The 15,596-nt window shown below is 63.3% G+C and carries 16 protein-coding genes; 10 read left to right on the forward strand and 6 right to left on the reverse strand.

Annotated elements, in window-relative coordinates; translation table 11 throughout:
- Nucleotides 1-93 precede the first annotated feature (93 nt).
- Nucleotides 94-237: a hypothetical protein gene (locus AC07OV_RS23140; protein WP_176995279.1), complete on the forward strand. Its 144-nt coding sequence runs from the start codon at nucleotides 94-96 to the stop codon at nucleotides 235-237.
- 125 nt (nucleotides 238-362) lie between these two features.
- On the opposite strand, the gene AC07OV_RS23145 is transcribed toward AC07OV_RS23140, so the two are convergent.
- Nucleotides 363-755, reverse strand: coding sequence for a VOC family protein (locus AC07OV_RS23145; RefSeq protein ID WP_495093053.1), 393 nt, complete (start codon nucleotides 753-755; stop codon nucleotides 363-365).
- Between the two features lie 150 nt (nucleotides 756-905).
- Between AC07OV_RS23145 and AC07OV_RS23150 the strand changes: the two genes are divergently transcribed.
- The 6 genes from AC07OV_RS23150 (at nucleotide 906) to AC07OV_RS23175 (ending at nucleotide 7,143) form a co-directional block, all read left to right on the forward strand.
- Nucleotides 906-1,628 carry a GntR family transcriptional regulator gene (locus AC07OV_RS23150; RefSeq protein ID WP_178925670.1) on the forward strand — a complete coding sequence of 241 codons (723 nt, stop codon included), beginning with the start codon at nucleotides 906-908 and terminating at the stop codon, nucleotides 1,626-1,628.
- Complete coding sequence (locus AC07OV_RS23155) at nucleotides 1,625-2,413, forward strand: SDR family oxidoreductase (RefSeq protein ID WP_178925671.1); 789 nt, start codon at nucleotides 1,625-1,627, stop codon at nucleotides 2,411-2,413. Before AC07OV_RS23150 ends, AC07OV_RS23155 begins: the two co-directional genes overlap by 4 nt.
- A gap of 67 nt (nucleotides 2,414-2,480) precedes the next feature.
- Nucleotides 2,481-3,413, forward strand: coding sequence for a 3,5-dioxohexanoate:acetyl-CoA acetone transferase (gene kce, locus AC07OV_RS23160; protein WP_495093054.1), 933 nt, complete (start codon nucleotides 2,481-2,483; stop codon nucleotides 3,411-3,413).
- Between the two features lie 74 nt (nucleotides 3,414-3,487).
- Nucleotides 3,488-4,366, forward strand: a complete 879-nt coding sequence (locus tag AC07OV_RS23165) for an SMP-30/gluconolactonase/LRE family protein (RefSeq protein WP_495093055.1) — start codon at nucleotides 3,488-3,490, stop codon at nucleotides 4,364-4,366.
- 73 nt (nucleotides 4,367-4,439) lie between these two features.
- The gene (locus AC07OV_RS23170) at nucleotides 4,440-5,762 is read left to right on the forward strand and encodes an MFS transporter (RefSeq protein WP_495093056.1); all 1,323 of its coding nucleotides are present in this window, start codon (nucleotides 4,440-4,442) and stop codon (nucleotides 5,760-5,762) included.
- A 55-nt stretch (nucleotides 5,763-5,817) separates the two neighbouring features.
- Nucleotides 5,818-7,143, forward strand: coding sequence for an MFS transporter (locus AC07OV_RS23175; protein WP_494998700.1), 1,326 nt, complete (start codon nucleotides 5,818-5,820; stop codon nucleotides 7,141-7,143).
- On the opposite strand, the gene AC07OV_RS23180 is transcribed toward AC07OV_RS23175, so the two are convergent.
- A complete protein-coding gene (locus tag AC07OV_RS23180) occupies nucleotides 7,098-7,274 on the reverse strand; it encodes a hypothetical protein (protein WP_494998699.1) in 177 nt (58 codons plus the stop codon). The two genes, AC07OV_RS23175 and AC07OV_RS23180, sit on opposite strands and share 46 nt — an antisense overlap.
- A 129-nt stretch (nucleotides 7,275-7,403) precedes the next feature.
- Here AC07OV_RS23180 and AC07OV_RS23185 point away from each other — a divergent pair, with 129 nt between their 5' ends.
- Together AC07OV_RS23185 and AC07OV_RS23190 are read left to right on the forward strand one after the other, a co-directional pair.
- Nucleotides 7,404-8,339, forward strand: coding sequence for a LysR substrate-binding domain-containing protein (locus tag AC07OV_RS23185; RefSeq protein ID WP_176995287.1), 936 nt, complete (start codon nucleotides 7,404-7,406; stop codon nucleotides 8,337-8,339).
- Between the two features lie 127 nt (nucleotides 8,340-8,466).
- The gene (locus AC07OV_RS23190; RefSeq protein ID WP_176995288.1) at nucleotides 8,467-8,829 is read left to right on the forward strand and encodes a 5-carboxymethyl-2-hydroxymuconate Delta-isomerase; all 363 of its coding nucleotides are present in this window, start codon (nucleotides 8,467-8,469) and stop codon (nucleotides 8,827-8,829) included.
- A 3-nt stretch (nucleotides 8,830-8,832) separates the two neighbouring features.
- On the opposite strand, the gene AC07OV_RS23195 is transcribed toward AC07OV_RS23190, so the two are convergent.
- The 4 genes from AC07OV_RS23195 to AC07OV_RS23210 form a co-directional block, all read right to left on the reverse strand.
- On the reverse strand, nucleotides 8,833-9,768 hold the full coding sequence (locus AC07OV_RS23195; RefSeq protein WP_176995289.1) for a LysR family transcriptional regulator: 936 nt from the start codon (nucleotides 9,766-9,768) through the stop codon (nucleotides 8,833-8,835).
- A 137-nt stretch (nucleotides 9,769-9,905) separates the two neighbouring features.
- Nucleotides 9,906-11,093 (reverse strand): cyanate transporter, encoded by a 1,188-nt coding sequence (locus AC07OV_RS23200; protein ID WP_495093057.1) that lies wholly within the window; start codon nucleotides 11,091-11,093, stop codon nucleotides 9,906-9,908.
- A 240-nt stretch (nucleotides 11,094-11,333) separates the two neighbouring features.
- Nucleotides 11,334-12,776: an aldehyde dehydrogenase family protein gene (locus AC07OV_RS23205; protein ID WP_495093058.1), complete on the reverse strand. Its 1,443-nt coding sequence runs from the start codon at nucleotides 12,774-12,776 to the stop codon at nucleotides 11,334-11,336.
- A complete protein-coding gene (locus AC07OV_RS23210; RefSeq protein ID WP_495093059.1) occupies nucleotides 12,773-14,398 on the reverse strand; it encodes a 5-guanidino-2-oxopentanoate decarboxylase in 1,626 nt (541 codons plus the stop codon). The genes AC07OV_RS23205 and AC07OV_RS23210 overlap by 4 nt, the downstream gene beginning before the upstream one ends.
- Nucleotides 14,399-14,509: 111 nt before the next feature.
- Here AC07OV_RS23210 and AC07OV_RS23215 point away from each other — a divergent pair, with 111 nt between their 5' ends.
- On the forward strand, nucleotides 14,510-15,382 hold the full coding sequence (locus tag AC07OV_RS23215; protein ID WP_495093060.1) for a LysR substrate-binding domain-containing protein: 873 nt from the start codon (nucleotides 14,510-14,512) through the stop codon (nucleotides 15,380-15,382).
- Nucleotides 15,383-15,596 lie beyond the last annotated feature (214 nt).

A 15,596-nucleotide genomic window follows, 5' to 3' on the forward strand; every position in this document is an offset into this window, starting at 1 on the left:
TGCGCACAGGCTATCAATCGCCAAAGCCGTCCAAAATGATGGCCCTGTTCTATGCTCAAAGGTGTGACCAAATCTTACGGATGGGAGGTGACAATGGCTGACGAACGCAAGCGCAAGGATGAGCCGGAGCGTGAACAACCCCGGCGTCATGAAGAGGAAAAACCCCAGACCTGGAAGCATCCGGACGACGGCACAGAGCTGTCGGAGCGCGACCAGGAGTTTCCGCTTAAACCCTGATTGCCCAAACACTGAGGACCAACATGTGGGAGCTGGCTTGCCTGCGATGACGGCGTGTCAGGCAATGATGTGCTGGCTATAAAGTCGCCATCGCAGGCAAGCCAGCTCCCACATGAAAGGTGTGTTTACGCCAGGATCGGCGTACACAGCTCCACCAGCGCCCCATCCGGGCAACGCACATACGACACCACCTGCCCCCAAGGTTTAGTCGTCGGCGCCGACAGCTCTACGGCGCCCTGCGCAAGCGCTTTGGCATGCGCGGCAAACACATCCTCAGTCACAAACCCGACCTCCATCCCCAACGGCTGGCGCGAAGCGTGCGCCTGTACATGCCCGCCTTCGAAGTTCATTTCGCCCAATTCATGGGCAGCAAACGACAGGGTCGTAGCCCCCGTTTCCAGCTCCCCATACGTGCCTGATTCATGCAGGAAACGGCGACTGAACCCGAAGGCTTTTTCGAAAAATTCCAACGAGGCCGCAACGTCCGGCACGTAGATGATGGTGTAGGCGAATTTCACAGTTGAGCGCTCCTTGCATGGTTGATGAGTCATTAGAGTCAGCGGGTATCCGTCCGTCAATCGAGCAGAAATCGAATCGGGAAACTATTTGACATATTTGATTTGTGATCACATATTGAGGCCATAAGAACGACAACACAGGTTTGACTCATGACTGATGGTCCGCTCCTCCTGCCCACCTTGCGCCAGGTGTCCCGCGATACCCTGCAAGACCAGGTCTACCGCCAGATCCGCGAAGCGTTGATGAGTGGTCGCTTCCAGCCTGGCCAGAAACTCACCATCCGCGGCCTCGCCGAAGCCCTCGGTTCCAGCCCCATGCCGGTGCGCGAAGCCCTGCAGCGCCTCAGCGCCGAAAACGCCTTTGAAGTCACCGAAACTTCCCGTCTGCGTGTACGACTGATGACCGTCGAACGCCTGCGCGAAATCCGTGACACCCGGGTTGCCCTCGAAGGTTTGCTCGCCGAAAAGGCCGTGCTGCGCTTGCAAAAGGCCGACCTCGATGAAATCACCGACCTCTGCCAGCAGATGCAGCACGCCGCCGACGAAGTCGACGTGTCGCGCTACCTGTGGACCAACTTCGCGTTTCACCGGCGCATCTACGCCGTGGCCCAGGCCGAGTTGACCATGGCTGCCGTGGAAAACTTCTGGCTGCACATGGGCCCGTGTTTTGCCCTGGTCGCCCCCGATAAAGCTCACTTGCAACGCTCGATGGAAGCGCACACGCGCATCGTCGAAGCCCTGGCTGCCCGCGATGGCGCCGGCGCCCGTGCTGCGGTGACCGATGACATCATGCAGGCCGCCGATTCCCTGGCGCGCCTGCTCGTCAAGAACGACCGTACGCGGTCGTCTGCTTCAGGAGGTAAACGTGCATGAGTGTCCTACAACGGTTGCAGCCCTATCCCGGGTTACGTGTGTTGATTTCCGGCGGGGCTGCCGGCATCGGTGAAGTGCTGGCGGCGGCGTACCTGGAAGCGGGTGCCAAGGTGCATGTGTGTGACGTGAGCGAGTCGGCCCTGGCCGCGTTTCGCGACAAGCACCCGGGCACCGTCGCCACCCGCGCCGACGTCAGCGATGCCGCGCAGATCGAGGCGGTGTTCAAGGTGCAGCACGAACAGTTCGGCGGCCTCGATGTGCTGGTGAACAACGCCGGGATCGCCGGGCCTACTGGCGGGATCGACGCGATCAGCGACGCCGACTGGCAAGCCACCATCAACATCAACCTTACGGCGCAATACCGCTTTGCCCACCACGCGGTGCCGATGCTCAAGGAATCGTCCCACGGCCACTTGCTGCACATCGCCTCGGTGGCGGGGCGCTTGGGCTACGCGTGGCGCACGCCGTACGCGGCGACCAAATGGGCCATCGTCGGCCTGATGAAATCCCTTGCCTCGGAGTTGGGCGAGAGCGATATCCGCGTCAACGCCTTGCTGCCCGGCATCGTCGAAGGCCCGCGCATGGACGGCGTGATCCGCGCCCGTGCCGAACAGGTCGGCGTGCCCGAAGCCCAGATGCGCCAGGAATACCTCAACAAGATCTCGCTCAAGCGCATGGTCACCGCTGAAGACGTCGCGGCCATGGCGTTGTTCCTCTGTTCGCCCGCCGCACGCAACGTGACCGGCCAGGCGATCAGCGTCGACGGGAACGTCGAGTACCTGTAAGCCACGGAAGACCACATCGCGCTGCACCCAGGATTTTTTTCATAAGAATAAAAGTCGGAGATTCGTCATGTCCAAAAATCGTCCTGTCATCATCACCTGCGCCGTTACCGGTGCGATTCATACGCCGTCGATGTCACCGCACTTGCCGATCACCGCGCAGGAAATTGCCGACGCCGCCATCGGTGCCGCCGAAGCCGGCGCCGCGATTGTCCACTTGCATGCCCGTGACCCCAACGACGGCTGCCCCAGCCAGGACCCGGCGCTGTTCGCCGAATTCCTGCCGCAGATCAAGGCTGCCAGCGACGTGGTGATCAACATCACCACCGGCGGCGCACCCACCATGGGTGTGGAAGAACGCCTGCAACCGGTGATGCAGTTCAAGCCGGAACTGGCCTCGCTGAACATGGGCTCGATGAACTTCGGCCTGTACGAAATGCTCAACCGCTTCACTGACTTCAAGCACGATTGGGAGCGCCCGTACCTCGAAGACAGTGACGACCGGATCTTCCGCAACACGTTCCGCGACATCACCCATATCCTCAATTCCTGCGCCGAGAACCGCACCCGTTTCGAGATCGAGTGCTACGACATCGGCCACCTCTACACCGCTGCGCATTTCCTGGAGCGCGGCCTGCTCAAGCCGCCGCTGTTCATCCAGTCGGTGTTCGGCCTGCGCGGTGGCATCGGTGGGCACCCGGAAGACCTGGCGCACATGCGGCGCACCGCCGACCGCCTGTTTGGTGACGACTACGTGTGGTCGATCCTCGGTGCCGGGCGTGGGCAAATTCCGCTGGCGACCATGGGCCTGTCCATGGGCAGCAACGCCCGGGTCGGCCTGGAGGATTCGCTGTGGGACGGGCCGGGCAAGCTGGCGGCCTCCAACGCCGACCAGGTACGGCGCATCCGCACCGTGATCGAAGCCCTCGGTCATCGCGTGGCCACGCCGGATGAGGCGCGGGAAATTCTCGGGCTCAAGGGGCGCGACCAAGTCAATTTCTAAGGCTGACGCTGCAAACAACGAGGCCGCGATGAAACGCGGCCTGCATCCCGCACAACAACAATAAGGGGATCACCATGCGTATCGAAGTGCTCGTCGACGTCAAGACCACCCTGGGCGAAGGCCCGGTGTGGGACGTCGAACAACAACGGCTGTACTGGATCGACAGCGCCGACGGCCGGGTCCTGCGCTGTACTGATGACGGCCGTGAACTGCGCGCCTGGGACGTGGGCCAGAAAATCGGCTCCATGGCCCTGCGCCTCAACGGTGAGTCGGCCATCGTCGCCCTGCAAAACGGCGTGCACACCCTCGACCTCAAGAGCGGTGAACTCAACCCGGTCATCGACCCGGAACCGCACCTGCCGAACAACCGCCTCAACGACGGCAAGGTCGACCGCCAGGGCCGCTTTGTCTTCGGCTCCATGGACACCCTCGAAGACAGCGCCAGTGCCAAGCTCTACCGCCTGGACGCCGACCTGAGCCTACACACCCTGGACGAAGGCATCATCGTGTCCAATGGCCCGTGCTGGAGCCCGTCGGGCGAAACCTTCTACTTCTGCGACACCTGGTCCGGCGAGATCTGGGCCTATGACTATGACCTGGCCAGCGGAGGCGTGAGCAACCGCCGCACCTTCGCCAAGGTCGACACCTCGGGCGGTGGCGCCGCCGATGGCTGCACCGTCGACGCCGAAGGGTGCCTGTGGCAGGCGTTGGTCTACGCCGGAAAACTGGTGCGCTACACCCCCGACGGGCATGTCGACCGCATCCTCCAGATGCCGGTGAAGAAGGTCACCAGCCTGACCTTTGGCGGGCCGAACCTGGACACCCTGTTTGTGACCTCCATGGCCAAGCCGCCGCTGCCGCGTTTCCCGGCAGACGGCCAGCAGCGCGGAGCGCTGTTCGCCATTACCGGGTTGGGCGTGCAAGGAATAGCCGAGCGACGTTTCGCCAGCTAGCGCGTGTGTGTGACAAGGCAAATTCCTTCGCAACCTTGTGTCAGTGCGCGCCCTCGCGCGCCTGGAGAGGCCCATGGCAACTATCAAAAAAGCGTCGCTGCGCAGCATTCACCGGCATTCCTGGGTGTCGCTGCTGGTCTGTTGGATGATCTGGATCCTCAACGCCTACGACCGTGAGATCGTGTTGCGCCTGGGGCCGACCATCTCCAAGCACTTCGATTTGTCCGCCGACCAGTGGGGCACCGTGGCCACGGTGGTCATGCTGGCCCTGGCGTTGCTGGATATCCCGGGCTCCATGTGGAGCGACCGTTACGGTGGCGGCTGGAAACGTGCGCGCTTCCAGGTGCCGCTGGTGCTGGGCTACACCGCAATTTCGTTTCTGTCGGGCTTCAAGGCGCTGAGTGGCAACCTGGCGACCTTCATTGCCCTGCGCGTCGGCGTCAACCTCGGCGCCGGCTGGGGCGAACCAGTGGGCGTGAGCAACACCGCCGAATGGTGGCCGGTGGAGCGTCGCGGTTTTGCCTTGGGCGCACATCACACCGGTTATCCGATCGGGGCGATGCTCAGTGGCATCGTTGCCAGCTTTGTCATCACCGTGTTCGGCGAAGACAACTGGCGCTACGTGTTCTTCTTCGCCTTCGTGGTGGCGCTGCCGCTGATGATCTTCTGGGCGCGCTACTCCACGGCCGAGCGCATCACCGCGCTGTACGTCGACATCGCCGCCAAAGGCATGACCCCGCCTGACAACGCACCGCCCAGCGCGGTAAAGGGCGAAGCCTGGCGCACCTTTGTCGCCACCTTGCGCAACCGCAATATCGCCCTCACGGCCGGCAATACGATGCTCACCCAAGTGGTGTACATGGGCGTCAACATCGTGCTGCCGGCTTACCTCTACAACATCGCCGGGCTGTCGCTGGCGGAGTCGGCGGGGATGAGCGTGGTGTTCACCCTCACCGGCATCCTCGGGCAACTGGTGTGGCCGTCGCTGTCGGACATCATTGGCCGGCGTACCACCCTGATCATCTGCGGGCTGTGGATGGCGGCGAGTGTCGGCGCGTTCTACTTCGCCAACACCCTGACGCTGATCATCGTCGTGCAACTGCTGTTCGGACTGGTGGCCAATGCGGTGTGGCCGATCTACTACGCGGTGGCCTGCGACTCGGCCGAGCCGTCGGCGACCTCCACGGCCAACGGCATCATCACCACCGCGATGTTCATTGGCGGCGGCCTGGCGCCGGTGCTGATGGGCAGCCTGATCGCCATGGGCGGCGGCTGGACCACGCTGCACGGCTACACCGTGTGCTTCTTCGTGATGGCCGGCTGCGCCCTCGGCGGCGCGCTGCTGCAACTGTTTTCCCACCGCCCGCACGCCATGGCTGTGCAACTCCAACCCTAGAACAACACTGATGCGCTCCCCAGCCCGGCTGGCGGGGCGCCAAGAGGAACTGCCGATGACAACCGCCACCCGGGCCCGCGAACCGCAGGCGCTGAATAAACTGATGTTCGCCAAGCTGATGCCCTTGCTGATCATCGCCTACATCTTGAGCTTTCTGGACCGCACCAACATCGCCCTGGCCAAGCATCACCTGGACGTCGACCTGGGCATTTCCGCTGCAGCGTACGGGCTGGGTGCGGGGCTGTTTTTCCTCACCTACGCGCTGTCGGAAATCCCCAGCAACCTGATCATGCACAAGGTCGGCGCGCGGTTCTGGATCGCCCGCATCATGGTGACCTGGGGCTTGATCTCGGCGGCCATGGCCTTTGTGCAGGGCGAGACCTCGTTCTACGTGCTGCGCCTGTTGCTGGGCATCGCCGAGGCCGGTCTGTTTCCGGGCGTCATGCTCTACCTGACGTACTGGTTCAACCGTGAACAACGGGCGCGGGCCACCGGTTATTTCCTGTTGGGCGTGTGCTTTGCCAACATCATCGGCGGCCCGGTGGGCGCGGCCTTGATGCGCATGGACGGCCTGCTCGGCTGGCATGGCTGGCAGTGGATGTTCCTGCTCGAAGGCCTGCCGGCCGTGGCGTTTGCCTGGGTGGTGTGGTGCAAGTTGCCGGATCGCCCGAGCAAGGCGCCGTGGCTGTCGGCCGAAGAAGCGCGGGGCATCGAGCAACGCATTGCCCAGGAAACCGAAGAGGGCGCAGGCGAGGGCGGGCACTCGCTGAAGAACTGGCTGACCCCACAGATCCTGTTGGCGATCTTTGTGTATTTTTGCCATCAGATCACCATCTACACCGTGATCTTTTTCCTGCCGAGCATCATCAGCAAATACGGGGAACTGAGCACCATGAGCGTCGGCCTGCTGACGTCGCTGCCGTGGATTGCGGCGGCACTGGGCGCCGTGCTGATTCCGCGCTTTGCCACGACGCCCGGTCGTTGCCGGCGGCTGCTGGTGACCGGGTTGCTGACCATGGCGCTGGGGCTGGGCATTGCGTCGGTGTCGGGGCCGGTGTTCAGCCTGCTGGGCTTTTGCCTGTCGGCGGTGATGTTCTTTGTGGTGCAGTCGATCGTGTTTCTGTACCCGGCGTCACGCCTCAAGGGCGTCGCGTTGGCGGGCGGCCTGGGGTTCGTCAACGCCTGCGGGCTGTTGGGCGGGTTTGTCGGGCCGTCGGTGATGGGCGCGATTGAAATGAGCACCGGCAACGCGATGAACGGCTTGAAGGTGATTGCGCTGGTGTTGGTGGTGGCGGCGCTGGCGGCATTGCGCCTGCGCCAGGGGCAGGAGGCGACTCACACCAGCAATGAAGTGGGGAACCCGGAAGCCAGCACCAGGTAAGCCACGATGGCCGCCAGGCACAAGCCGACAAATACGCGCAGCAGTGTCCTGGCGGTGGGGTTCTCGATGAACTTGATGGCCCAGAGCAACACCCCGCTGACGAGGGCACTCAAGGCGAAAATGACCAGCACGGTGGTGTTCCTGCGACCCTGGAAAGCTGATTTATAGTCCCAAAGCCTGCGGATGAACAGTGCGCACATAGACGCAGGCCCCCGGGCTTTCTAAACTGCGGCTTGTCTTGGGGAAAGGGGCAGGCGCCGATGAATCGCAACGAACTACGCAAGGCCGACATCAACCTGATGGTGGTCTTCGAAGCACTGATGCTGGAGCGCAATGTGACACGCGTGGCCGAGAAGCTGTTTCTCGGCCAACCCACCATCAGTTCGGCCCTCAACCGCCTGCGTACGCTGTTCAACGACCCGCTGTTCATTCGCGTCGGCCATCGCATGGAACCCACCGCGCGTGCCGAAGAGATCATCCAGCACCTGTCGCCGGCCCTGGACTCCCTCTCGTCGGCCTTGAGCCTGACCCACGATTTCGACCCCACCCAAAGCACCATGACGTTCCGCATCGGCCTGTCCGACGACGTCGAGTTCGGCCTGCTGCCGCCGTTGCTGCGGGCCTTGCGCCAGGAAGCACCGCTGGTGGTGTTTGTGGTGCAGCACGTCGACTACTGGCGAATCCCGGACTTGCTGGCCTCGGGCGACATCACCGTCGGCATCACCCAAACGCGTGGCCTGCCGGCCAATGCCAAGCGCAAGTTGCTGCGGCATATCCGCCCCAGCCTGCTGCGCGCCGACGCTTCAGACACCCCGCTGACCCTCGACGAATATTGCGCACGCCCCCATGTGCTGGTGTCCCACACCGCCAACGTGTCCGGGTTTGCCGATGAATGGCTGGCCGAGATCGGCCGCAAGCGCCACGTGGTGCTGTCGGTGCCGCAGTACAGCGCGCTGCCGGCCTTGCTCGCCGGCACTGACATGATCGCCAGCCTGCCCGACTACACCGCCCAGGCCATGGCCGCGAGCGGCAACCTGTTTTGCGAGCCGTTTCCGTTTGAAACCCCGACCCTGGACCTGTCGATGGTCTGGCTCAGCCACGTGGACACCGACCCGGCGGAACGCTGGATGCGCTCGCGGCTGGAAGCGTTCATGAGCGAGCGCGACCTGCTGCCGGTGCTGGCCGCCAAATCCTGAGGCAACCCCTCCAGGCGGGACCGCTCGCGCGGGCGCCTGACCGAAGTTTCACCGACAAAACAGCCCGATTCATTTCGGCCGCGTGTTATATGTATGACTCTTTTCCTACACGTACTCGGAGCTTTTCATGCCGCACCTGCACCTGGAATACACCGCCAACCTGCCAGACCTGGCCGTTGAGAAAACCCTGTTGCGGCTCAACAATGTGTTGATGGCATCCGGGCAGTTCGGTTCCGAGTTCGATATCAAGAGCCGCGCCGTGAAGGTCGAGAGCTTCCAGGTCGGCACCTCCCTGAGTTCCCGTGGCTTTATCGCGGTGAAGCTGTCGCTGCTCAGCGGGCGCTCGCCACAGGTCAAGAAACAGCTCTCCGAAAGCCTGTTGGCGGCGCTGCAAGACCTGGGCGATTGGCCCGAAGGCGTACAGCTGCAACTGAGTGTCGAGCTGCTGGACATCGATCGCGATTCCTACAGCAAAGTCGCCATCGGTTAAGGGTTACAACAACCCCTGTTCCGCGCAGACTTTTACGACTTGCTCGCGAAACCAGGTATTGGCGCTGTCCTGTTCACTGGTTTCGTTCCACTGCATGTCCAGGGTGAACCCTGGTAAGCCGTTGGGTGCTTCGCAATGGCCGAACACGGGCGGTGGCGCCAATAACTTTTGCACGCGGCGGGGCAGGGTGACGACGAAGTCGGTGCCGGTAATCATCTTCAGTGCCGCGCCGTAGCTGTTGGCCCGCGCCACCACTTGGCGCTTGTGGGCCTGGCGCGCGAGCCAGCCGTCGATCATGTTGGTGTTGGAGGTCCAGGGCGTCGGGAACACGTGGCGGCGCTCCACAAAGGATTGCAGGCTGAACGCCGGCTCCCGGGGCGCCGAGCGTTGGTCGAACACACACACCAAATCATCTTCGAGCAGCATCTGGGTCTTGAAGTCTTTGTGGGCGCGGTGAAAGTGCGGGCCGAAACAGATCACCAGGTCGAGGCGGCCTTCGCGCAGGTCGTCGGCGGGGATGTCGCTTTCCAGCTTTTGCACATTGACGATCACCGGCAGGTCGGCGCGGTCGAAGTTTTTCAGCAGGCGCGGCAGGATCAATTGCTCGAAGTATTCCGGGGCGCACACGTTGAAAGTCACGGCTTTTTGCGTCGGGTCGAAGGCCTGGCCCCCGGCGTGGCAGAGGTTGATGCTTTCGAGGATCTTCTGCACATGGCCATACATGGTGGTGGCCTTGTACGTCGGCCGCATGCCCGCCCGCGTGTTGATAAACAGCTCGTCCTCGAAACTGGTGCGCAGTTTCTTCAAGCTGTAGCTCACGGTGGACTGGCTGACGAACAGCGTTTCGGACACTTCGGTAACGCTGCTCTGGTCGTAGACGGCGATGAACACCATCAAGTCCTGCATATCGAGCTTTCTGAGCAAATTACTGTTTAGCATCCATTCCATCCGGTAAGCCTTGGCACTGTGGCAGCGCGCGACAAGGGCAAAAGCTTAACGGAACGCTCGTACCAATAGAAAGCTCTGTAGGGCGTTTCTATGTTTGGTGTGGGACAAATAATGTTTGCAACACGACGTCAGCGAATATGCCGAGCGTAATGCTGCGGATTGAAGCGTGTGACGATCAGCAGCATCACCACCACCACCGCCGTCAGCGACCACCAGGCCCATTCGAAACTGCCCAATTGGTCGCGGATCATTCCGGCGATAAGTGGCGACAGGCCAGCAATCAGGTAGCCGATACCTTGTACAAACGCGGTGAGGCCACCGGCGCGGCGCGGGTTGTCCAGGTGGTCCAGGGACAGGATCAGGCTCATCGGAAACAGCCCGCCGATGCCCAGCCCCAGCAGGCACGGCCACAGCAGGCTCAGGTGTTGCGGGCTGAGAATGAGGCCGCAGAACCCGAGGATGATCAGCACCAACAACACCGCGACCACACCGCGTTTATCCTGGCGACGGTTAGCGATGGCCGGCGTGACCAGGCCGGACACCACTTCCATGGCCGTCAGAAAACCCAGCAGCAAGCCGGCGTTCTGTTCGCTCCAGCCTTGCTCCACGTAGTACGGCGCCAGCCAGGCCAGCACGCAGGTGTAGGACGCCGTGCCCAAGCCAAAAAAGATCGCCAGCAACCATGCGCGGCCATTGCCGAAAAACGATTCCTGAGGCCCGGCCCCGGCCTGGGGCAGCGGCGGCAATACCACGCGCTGTGCGTACCAGAACACCAGGGCCAACACCGCCAGCACCGCCCAGATCGCCAGGCCGATGCGCCAACTGCCACTCTGCACTTGCACGAACGGTGCAAACGACGCTGCCAGCGCCGCGCCCCCCATGATCGCGGTGACGTACAGGCCCATGAACAGCGAAACGTTGTCGCTGAACCGTGACTTGATCAGCGCCGGCATCACCGCCTGGATCATCGCGATACCCACCCCGGCGGCGATGGCGCTGACGATCAACTCCAGCGCTGAATCGAGGAACAGCCGCGACAGCGTGGCCACGCCAATCACCACCAGCGACACCACGATGCTGCGGTGTTCATCAAAGCGCTTGGCCAGGCCCATGCCAAAAAACATCGCCAGGCCCATGGCCATGACCGGCAGCATGGTGAGCAGGGCGGCGCTGCTGAAACTCAGCGGCACCTCGCCACGAATCGACGACAACAGCGGGCCGACGGCGGCCATCGACGGGCGCAGGTTAAGGGCGACCAGCACAACGCTGATCATCAGCCACAGGGCGGTGGTGGGTTTTGCGTGAACGTTTTCCATGAGCAAGCCTTGAGTGAACAAGGGCGAATCAGGCCATGGGCACGGGGGGGGGGCAAATGAGAAAGTCGCAGGGGCTATCTAAAAATTGCAGACAGGCTGACTGACACAGCATCAATCCTCTGTGGGAACTGGTTTTTTGTGGGAGCTGGCTTGCCTGCGATGGCGATCTGTCAGTTGATGCAGCGTTGATTGACACACCGCTATCGCAGGCAAGCCAGCTCCCACATGGGATGTGTGTTGTTAGATGGATTTAATCACGTGCTTGATTTCCTGGAATGCCGCCAACCCCCACGGCCCCAGCTCGCGGCCGATGCTGCTCTGCTTGTAACCGCCCCACGCCGTCTGCGGGAAGATCACTTGCGGCGCGTTGATCCACACCAGCCCGGCCTGCAACGCATTGGCGACGCGCTCGGTGGCTTCAGGGTTGCGGCTGACCACACTGGCCACCAGGCCGAAGTCGCTGTCGTTGGCCAGGGCGATGGCTTCTTCTTCGGTGGCGAAGCGGCGTACACACAGCACCGGGCCAAAGATTTCCTCGTTCCATAACGCGCTGTCCAGTGGCACGTCGGTAAACACCGTCGGCCGAATGAAGAAGCCCTTGGCCAGATCGGCCGGCCGTTCACCACCGCACAGCAACCGCGCGCCATCTTCAATGCCACGCTTGATATGCCCCAGCACCCGCTGGTATTGCGCATGGTTGATCAGCGCGCCCATTTCCACGTCGTCGGCAAACGGGTCGGCCACGCGAATGCCTTCAGCCCGTGCCTGCAAGCGTTGCAGGAATTCATCCGCCAGGCTGTCAGCCACCAACACGCGGCTGGTGGCCGAGCAGATTTGCCCGGCGTTGAAAAAACCACCGCCGCACGCCAGTTCCACCGCCAGGTCGAGGTCGGCGTCGGCCAGCACCAGCAACGAGGATTTGCCGCCCAGTTCCAGGCTCACGCCCTTGATGGTTTCGGCGGCGCATTGCATCACTTGCACGCCCACTGCGTTGCTGCCGGTGAAGGAGATTTTCGCCACGCGACGGTCCGCTGCCAGGGGCGCGCCCACCGCCAGGCCGGTGCCGCAGACCAGATTGAACACACCGCTCGGGAAGCCCGCTTCGGCAATGATCCGCGCCAGTTCAAGCTCCGCCAGCGGTGTGACTTCCGAGGGTTTGAGCACCACGCAGCAGCCGGCCGCCAGGGCTGGGGCGAGCTTCCAGGCGGTGGTCACCATCGGGAAATTCCACGGCACGATCAGCCCCACCACGCCACACGGCTCACGGCGCAGACGCGCGCTGAAGTCATCGTTGGGCAGCGCCACCGGGCGGTCTTGCCCGGCGTCCATTTCTTCAGCCACACCGGCGTAGTACTCGAAGGTGGCGATCACGTCGTCCACATCTATACCCGCTTCAAACAGCGGCTTGCCGTTGTTGCTCGACTGCAACTGCATCAGCTGCTCGCGGCGCTCGCTCACGCCCTGGGCGACCTTGCGCAACAGCGCGCCACGGTCACGGCCGGTACTCTTGGACCAGTCACCGAACGCGGCGCTGGCCGCGTCGACCGCCAGTTTTACGGCTGTGGCATCGCCCACGCTGACCTGGGCCAACGTCGCCTCGGTGGCCGGGTTGATCACCTCCAGCACGTCATGGCCGGCACGCCATACACCGTCGATGTACACACCGTTCAACACTGCGCTCATACCGCTACCTCCTTCATCCAAAGTCCCTGGTCGATTTCAATCAGCGTCGGCCCCTGGCGATCGGCCGCGGCACGCAAGGCTGTGCGTAAGTGTTCGCTGCCCTGGATACGCTCGGCGGCGCAGCCCAGTGCCTTGGCCACGCCGATGAAGTCCGGTGTGTAGATGTCCACGCCGACCGGCTCGATGGCGCGGTTGACCATGTACTTCTTGATCTCTTCGTAGCCCTGGTTATTCCACAGCAGCACGATGACTGGCACCCGCGCTTCCACGGCGCTGGCCAGTTCCGGCAGGCTGAATTGCAGGCCGCCGTCGCCGATCAGGCACACCACCGGCTGCCCGTCGCCACGCCCCAGCCAGGCGCCGATGGCGGCCGGCAAGGCGTAGCCCAACGTGCCGTAGCCGGTGGAGGAGTTGAACCAGCGGCGCGGGTGGTCGAGGTTGAGTGTGAGGTTGCCGCTGTATACCGGCTGGGTGGAGTCGCCCACCAGCACGGCGTCGGGCAGTTCGTCCAGGACGGTGGTGAGGAACAGGGTTTGCGCGCGGGTGGCGGCGTCCCAGGTGGGCGCCAGGTCGGCCCACAGGCGGGCGACCCGTTGCGCGCCCCAATCCTGGTTGCGCACAGGCAGGGGCTTGCTGCTCAGTTCTGCCAGCAAGGCCTCGGCGGCGATCTGTGCATCGGCCACCAGTGCCACTTGCGGCGGGTAGTTGCGCACGGTCTGGTCGGCATCGATGTCGACGCGCAGCAAGGCGCCGGGAATCTCGAAGCCTCCAGCGAAGGTCACGTCGTAGTCGGTTTCGGCCAGTTCCGTGCCGATGGCCAGTACCACATCCGCGTCGGCCACCAGTGCGCGGGTGGCGACCAGGGTTTGCGTGGAGCCAATCAACAGCGGGTGGCTGGCGGGCAGCATGCCCTTGGCGTTGATGGTCAGGGCCACGGGGGCGCCGAGGGTTTCGGCCAGGCGGGTCAGTTCCGGGGCGGCGTCGATGGCGCCGCCACCGGCCAGGATCAACGGGCGCTTGGCGGCCGCCAGCAGTTGAGCCATCTGCTTCACCGCTGACGGCGCCGCACCGGCACGGGCCACGCTGACCGGCTCGCTGCCGAGCAAGGCGTCGGCGTTTTCCACCAGCACATCCAGCGGGATTTCGATATGCACCGGGCGCGGGCGACCGGCCTGGAACAGGGCAAATGCACGGGCCAGTACACCGGGCAGTTCCGCCGCCGACATCAAGGTGTGGGAGAACGCGGCCACTCCGGCCATCATCGCGTTTTGGTTCGGCAGTTCATGCAGCTTGCCGCGTCCGCCGCCCAATTGGCTGCGTGACTGCACGCTGGAAATCACCAGCATCGGGATCGAGTCGGCATAGGCCTGGCCCATGGCCGTGGTGATGTTGGTCATGCCGGGGCCGGTGATGATGAAGCACACACCCGGCTTGCCGCTGGTGCGCGCATAGCCGTCGGCCATGAAGCCGGCGCCTTGTTCGTGGCGCGGGGTGACGTGACGGATGCTGGAGCGGGCCAGGCCGCGATACAGCTCCACGGTGTGTACGCCGGGGATGCCGAACACCTGGTCCACGCCGTAGCCTTCCAGGAGGTGGACCAATACTTCGCCGCAGGTCGCCATACATGTCGCTCTTGTTATGGATTCGAGGCGGTATTGGACCGGCTGGCCCGTAGCGGCAACAATCGATAAAAAGTCATACTAGCCATGTCCTCACGTCATGGCTGCGCCCCTATGAAACGCCTCCCACCGTTGCCCGCGCTGCACACTTTTTGGGTCACGGCCCAGTGCTGCAATTTCACCCGCGCGGCCGAGCAACTGCACATCACCCAGGGCGCGGTGAGCCGGCAGATTGCCGGGCTGGAAAGCCATTTGGGCTACGCCTTGTTCCGGCGCCAGGCGCGGGGTTTGAGCCTGACCGAGGAAGGCCGCGAATGGTCGCTACGGGCCCAGCAGGTATTCGGTTTGATCGGCGAAGCAGTGGAGCAGATCGGCGGCCGCCGCGAGACCCTGCAACTCAAGGCCTCCACTTGTGTGATGCGCTGGCTGCTGCCGCGCTTGATGCAGTGGCAGCACGAGCGCCCCGACGTGCCCGTGGAACTCACCACCACCGTGGCCTACACCGTGGACTTTCGCCGCGAGCAATTCGATGCGGCGGTGATCTACGCGCCCATCGCCGAGCAATCGGCCCAGGCGCGGCACTTGTTCGACGAACAACTCACGCCCGTCTGCGCACCGGCCTTGCTCGGCGGGTTGCGCACGCCGGCGGACCTGCAGCAACAGGTACTGCTGCACCCCACGCGGGATGAACGGGACTGGGCGCTGTGGCTCAAGGTAGCGAATACCCATTTGAGCAACCTGGCCCAGGGGCATCATTTCGAAACACTGGATTTGGCGATGACGGTGGCGTCACAAGGCTCGGGCGTGGCGATCGGCGACAGCGCGTTGATCGGTGAGGATTTGAAGGCGGGGCGGCTGGCAATGCCGTTCGAGCTGCAAGTGCCAACGGGGATGGGGTACTACCTGGTGTATCCCTCGGGGAGTGAGCCTTCACCCGGGCTGGAGGCGCTTATGAATTGGCTGGTGAGCCAGGCACAACAGTCGTAACGCCGATAGCCAACTGTAGGAGCCGGCTTGCCGGCGATAGCGGTGGCTCAGCCAGCCCATCAATCACTGACACACCGCCATCGCAGGCAAGCCAGCTCCCACAGGTTTAATCGAGGTGGGTCAATTGGCTGGTCATGAACGCCAAACCCCTCTTGTAGGAGCCCGGGGGGGGGGGGGGGGGGGGGGGGGGGGGGGAGGGGGGGGGGGGGGGGTA

This window comes from Pseudomonas sp. GW821-FHT09A09 (genome assembly GCF_059418405.1).

Bases quoted from the DNA above. Each gene is read 5' to 3' on its own strand.
- AC07OV_RS23140 (WP_176995279.1), top strand. From the start codon at position 94: ATGGCTGACGAACGCAAGCGCAAGGATGAGCCGGAGCGTGAACAACCC.
- AC07OV_RS23150 (WP_178925670.1), top strand. From the start codon at position 906: ATGACTGATGGTCCGCTCCTCCTGCCCACCTTGCGCCAGGTGTCCCGC.
- AC07OV_RS23155 (WP_178925671.1), top strand. From the start codon at position 1,625: ATGAGTGTCCTACAACGGTTGCAGCCCTATCCCGGGTTACGTGTGTTG.
- kce (WP_495093054.1), top strand. From the start codon at position 2,481: ATGTCCAAAAATCGTCCTGTCATCATCACCTGCGCCGTTACCGGTGCG.
- AC07OV_RS23165 (WP_495093055.1), top strand. From the start codon at position 3,488: ATGCGTATCGAAGTGCTCGTCGACGTCAAGACCACCCTGGGCGAAGGC.
- AC07OV_RS23170 (WP_495093056.1), top strand. From the start codon at position 4,440: ATGGCAACTATCAAAAAAGCGTCGCTGCGCAGCATTCACCGGCATTCC.
- AC07OV_RS23175 (WP_494998700.1), top strand. From the start codon at position 5,818: ATGACAACCGCCACCCGGGCCCGCGAACCGCAGGCGCTGAATAAACTG.
- AC07OV_RS23185 (WP_176995287.1), top strand. From the start codon at position 7,404: ATGAATCGCAACGAACTACGCAAGGCCGACATCAACCTGATGGTGGTC.
- AC07OV_RS23190 (WP_176995288.1), top strand. From the start codon at position 8,467: ATGCCGCACCTGCACCTGGAATACACCGCCAACCTGCCAGACCTGGCC.
- AC07OV_RS23195 (WP_176995289.1), bottom strand. From the start codon at position 9,768: ATGCTAAACAGTAATTTGCTCAGAAAGCTCGATATGCAGGACTTGATG.
- AC07OV_RS23200 (WP_495093057.1), bottom strand. From the start codon at position 11,093: ATGGAAAACGTTCACGCAAAACCCACCACCGCCCTGTGGCTGATGATC.
- AC07OV_RS23205 (WP_495093058.1), bottom strand. From the start codon at position 12,776: ATGAGCGCAGTGTTGAACGGTGTGTACATCGACGGTGTATGGCGTGCC.
- AC07OV_RS23210 (WP_495093059.1), bottom strand. From the start codon at position 14,398: ATGGCGACCTGCGGCGAAGTATTGGTCCACCTCCTGGAAGGCTACGGC.
- AC07OV_RS23215 (WP_495093060.1), top strand. From the start codon at position 14,510: ATGAAACGCCTCCCACCGTTGCCCGCGCTGCACACTTTTTGGGTCACG.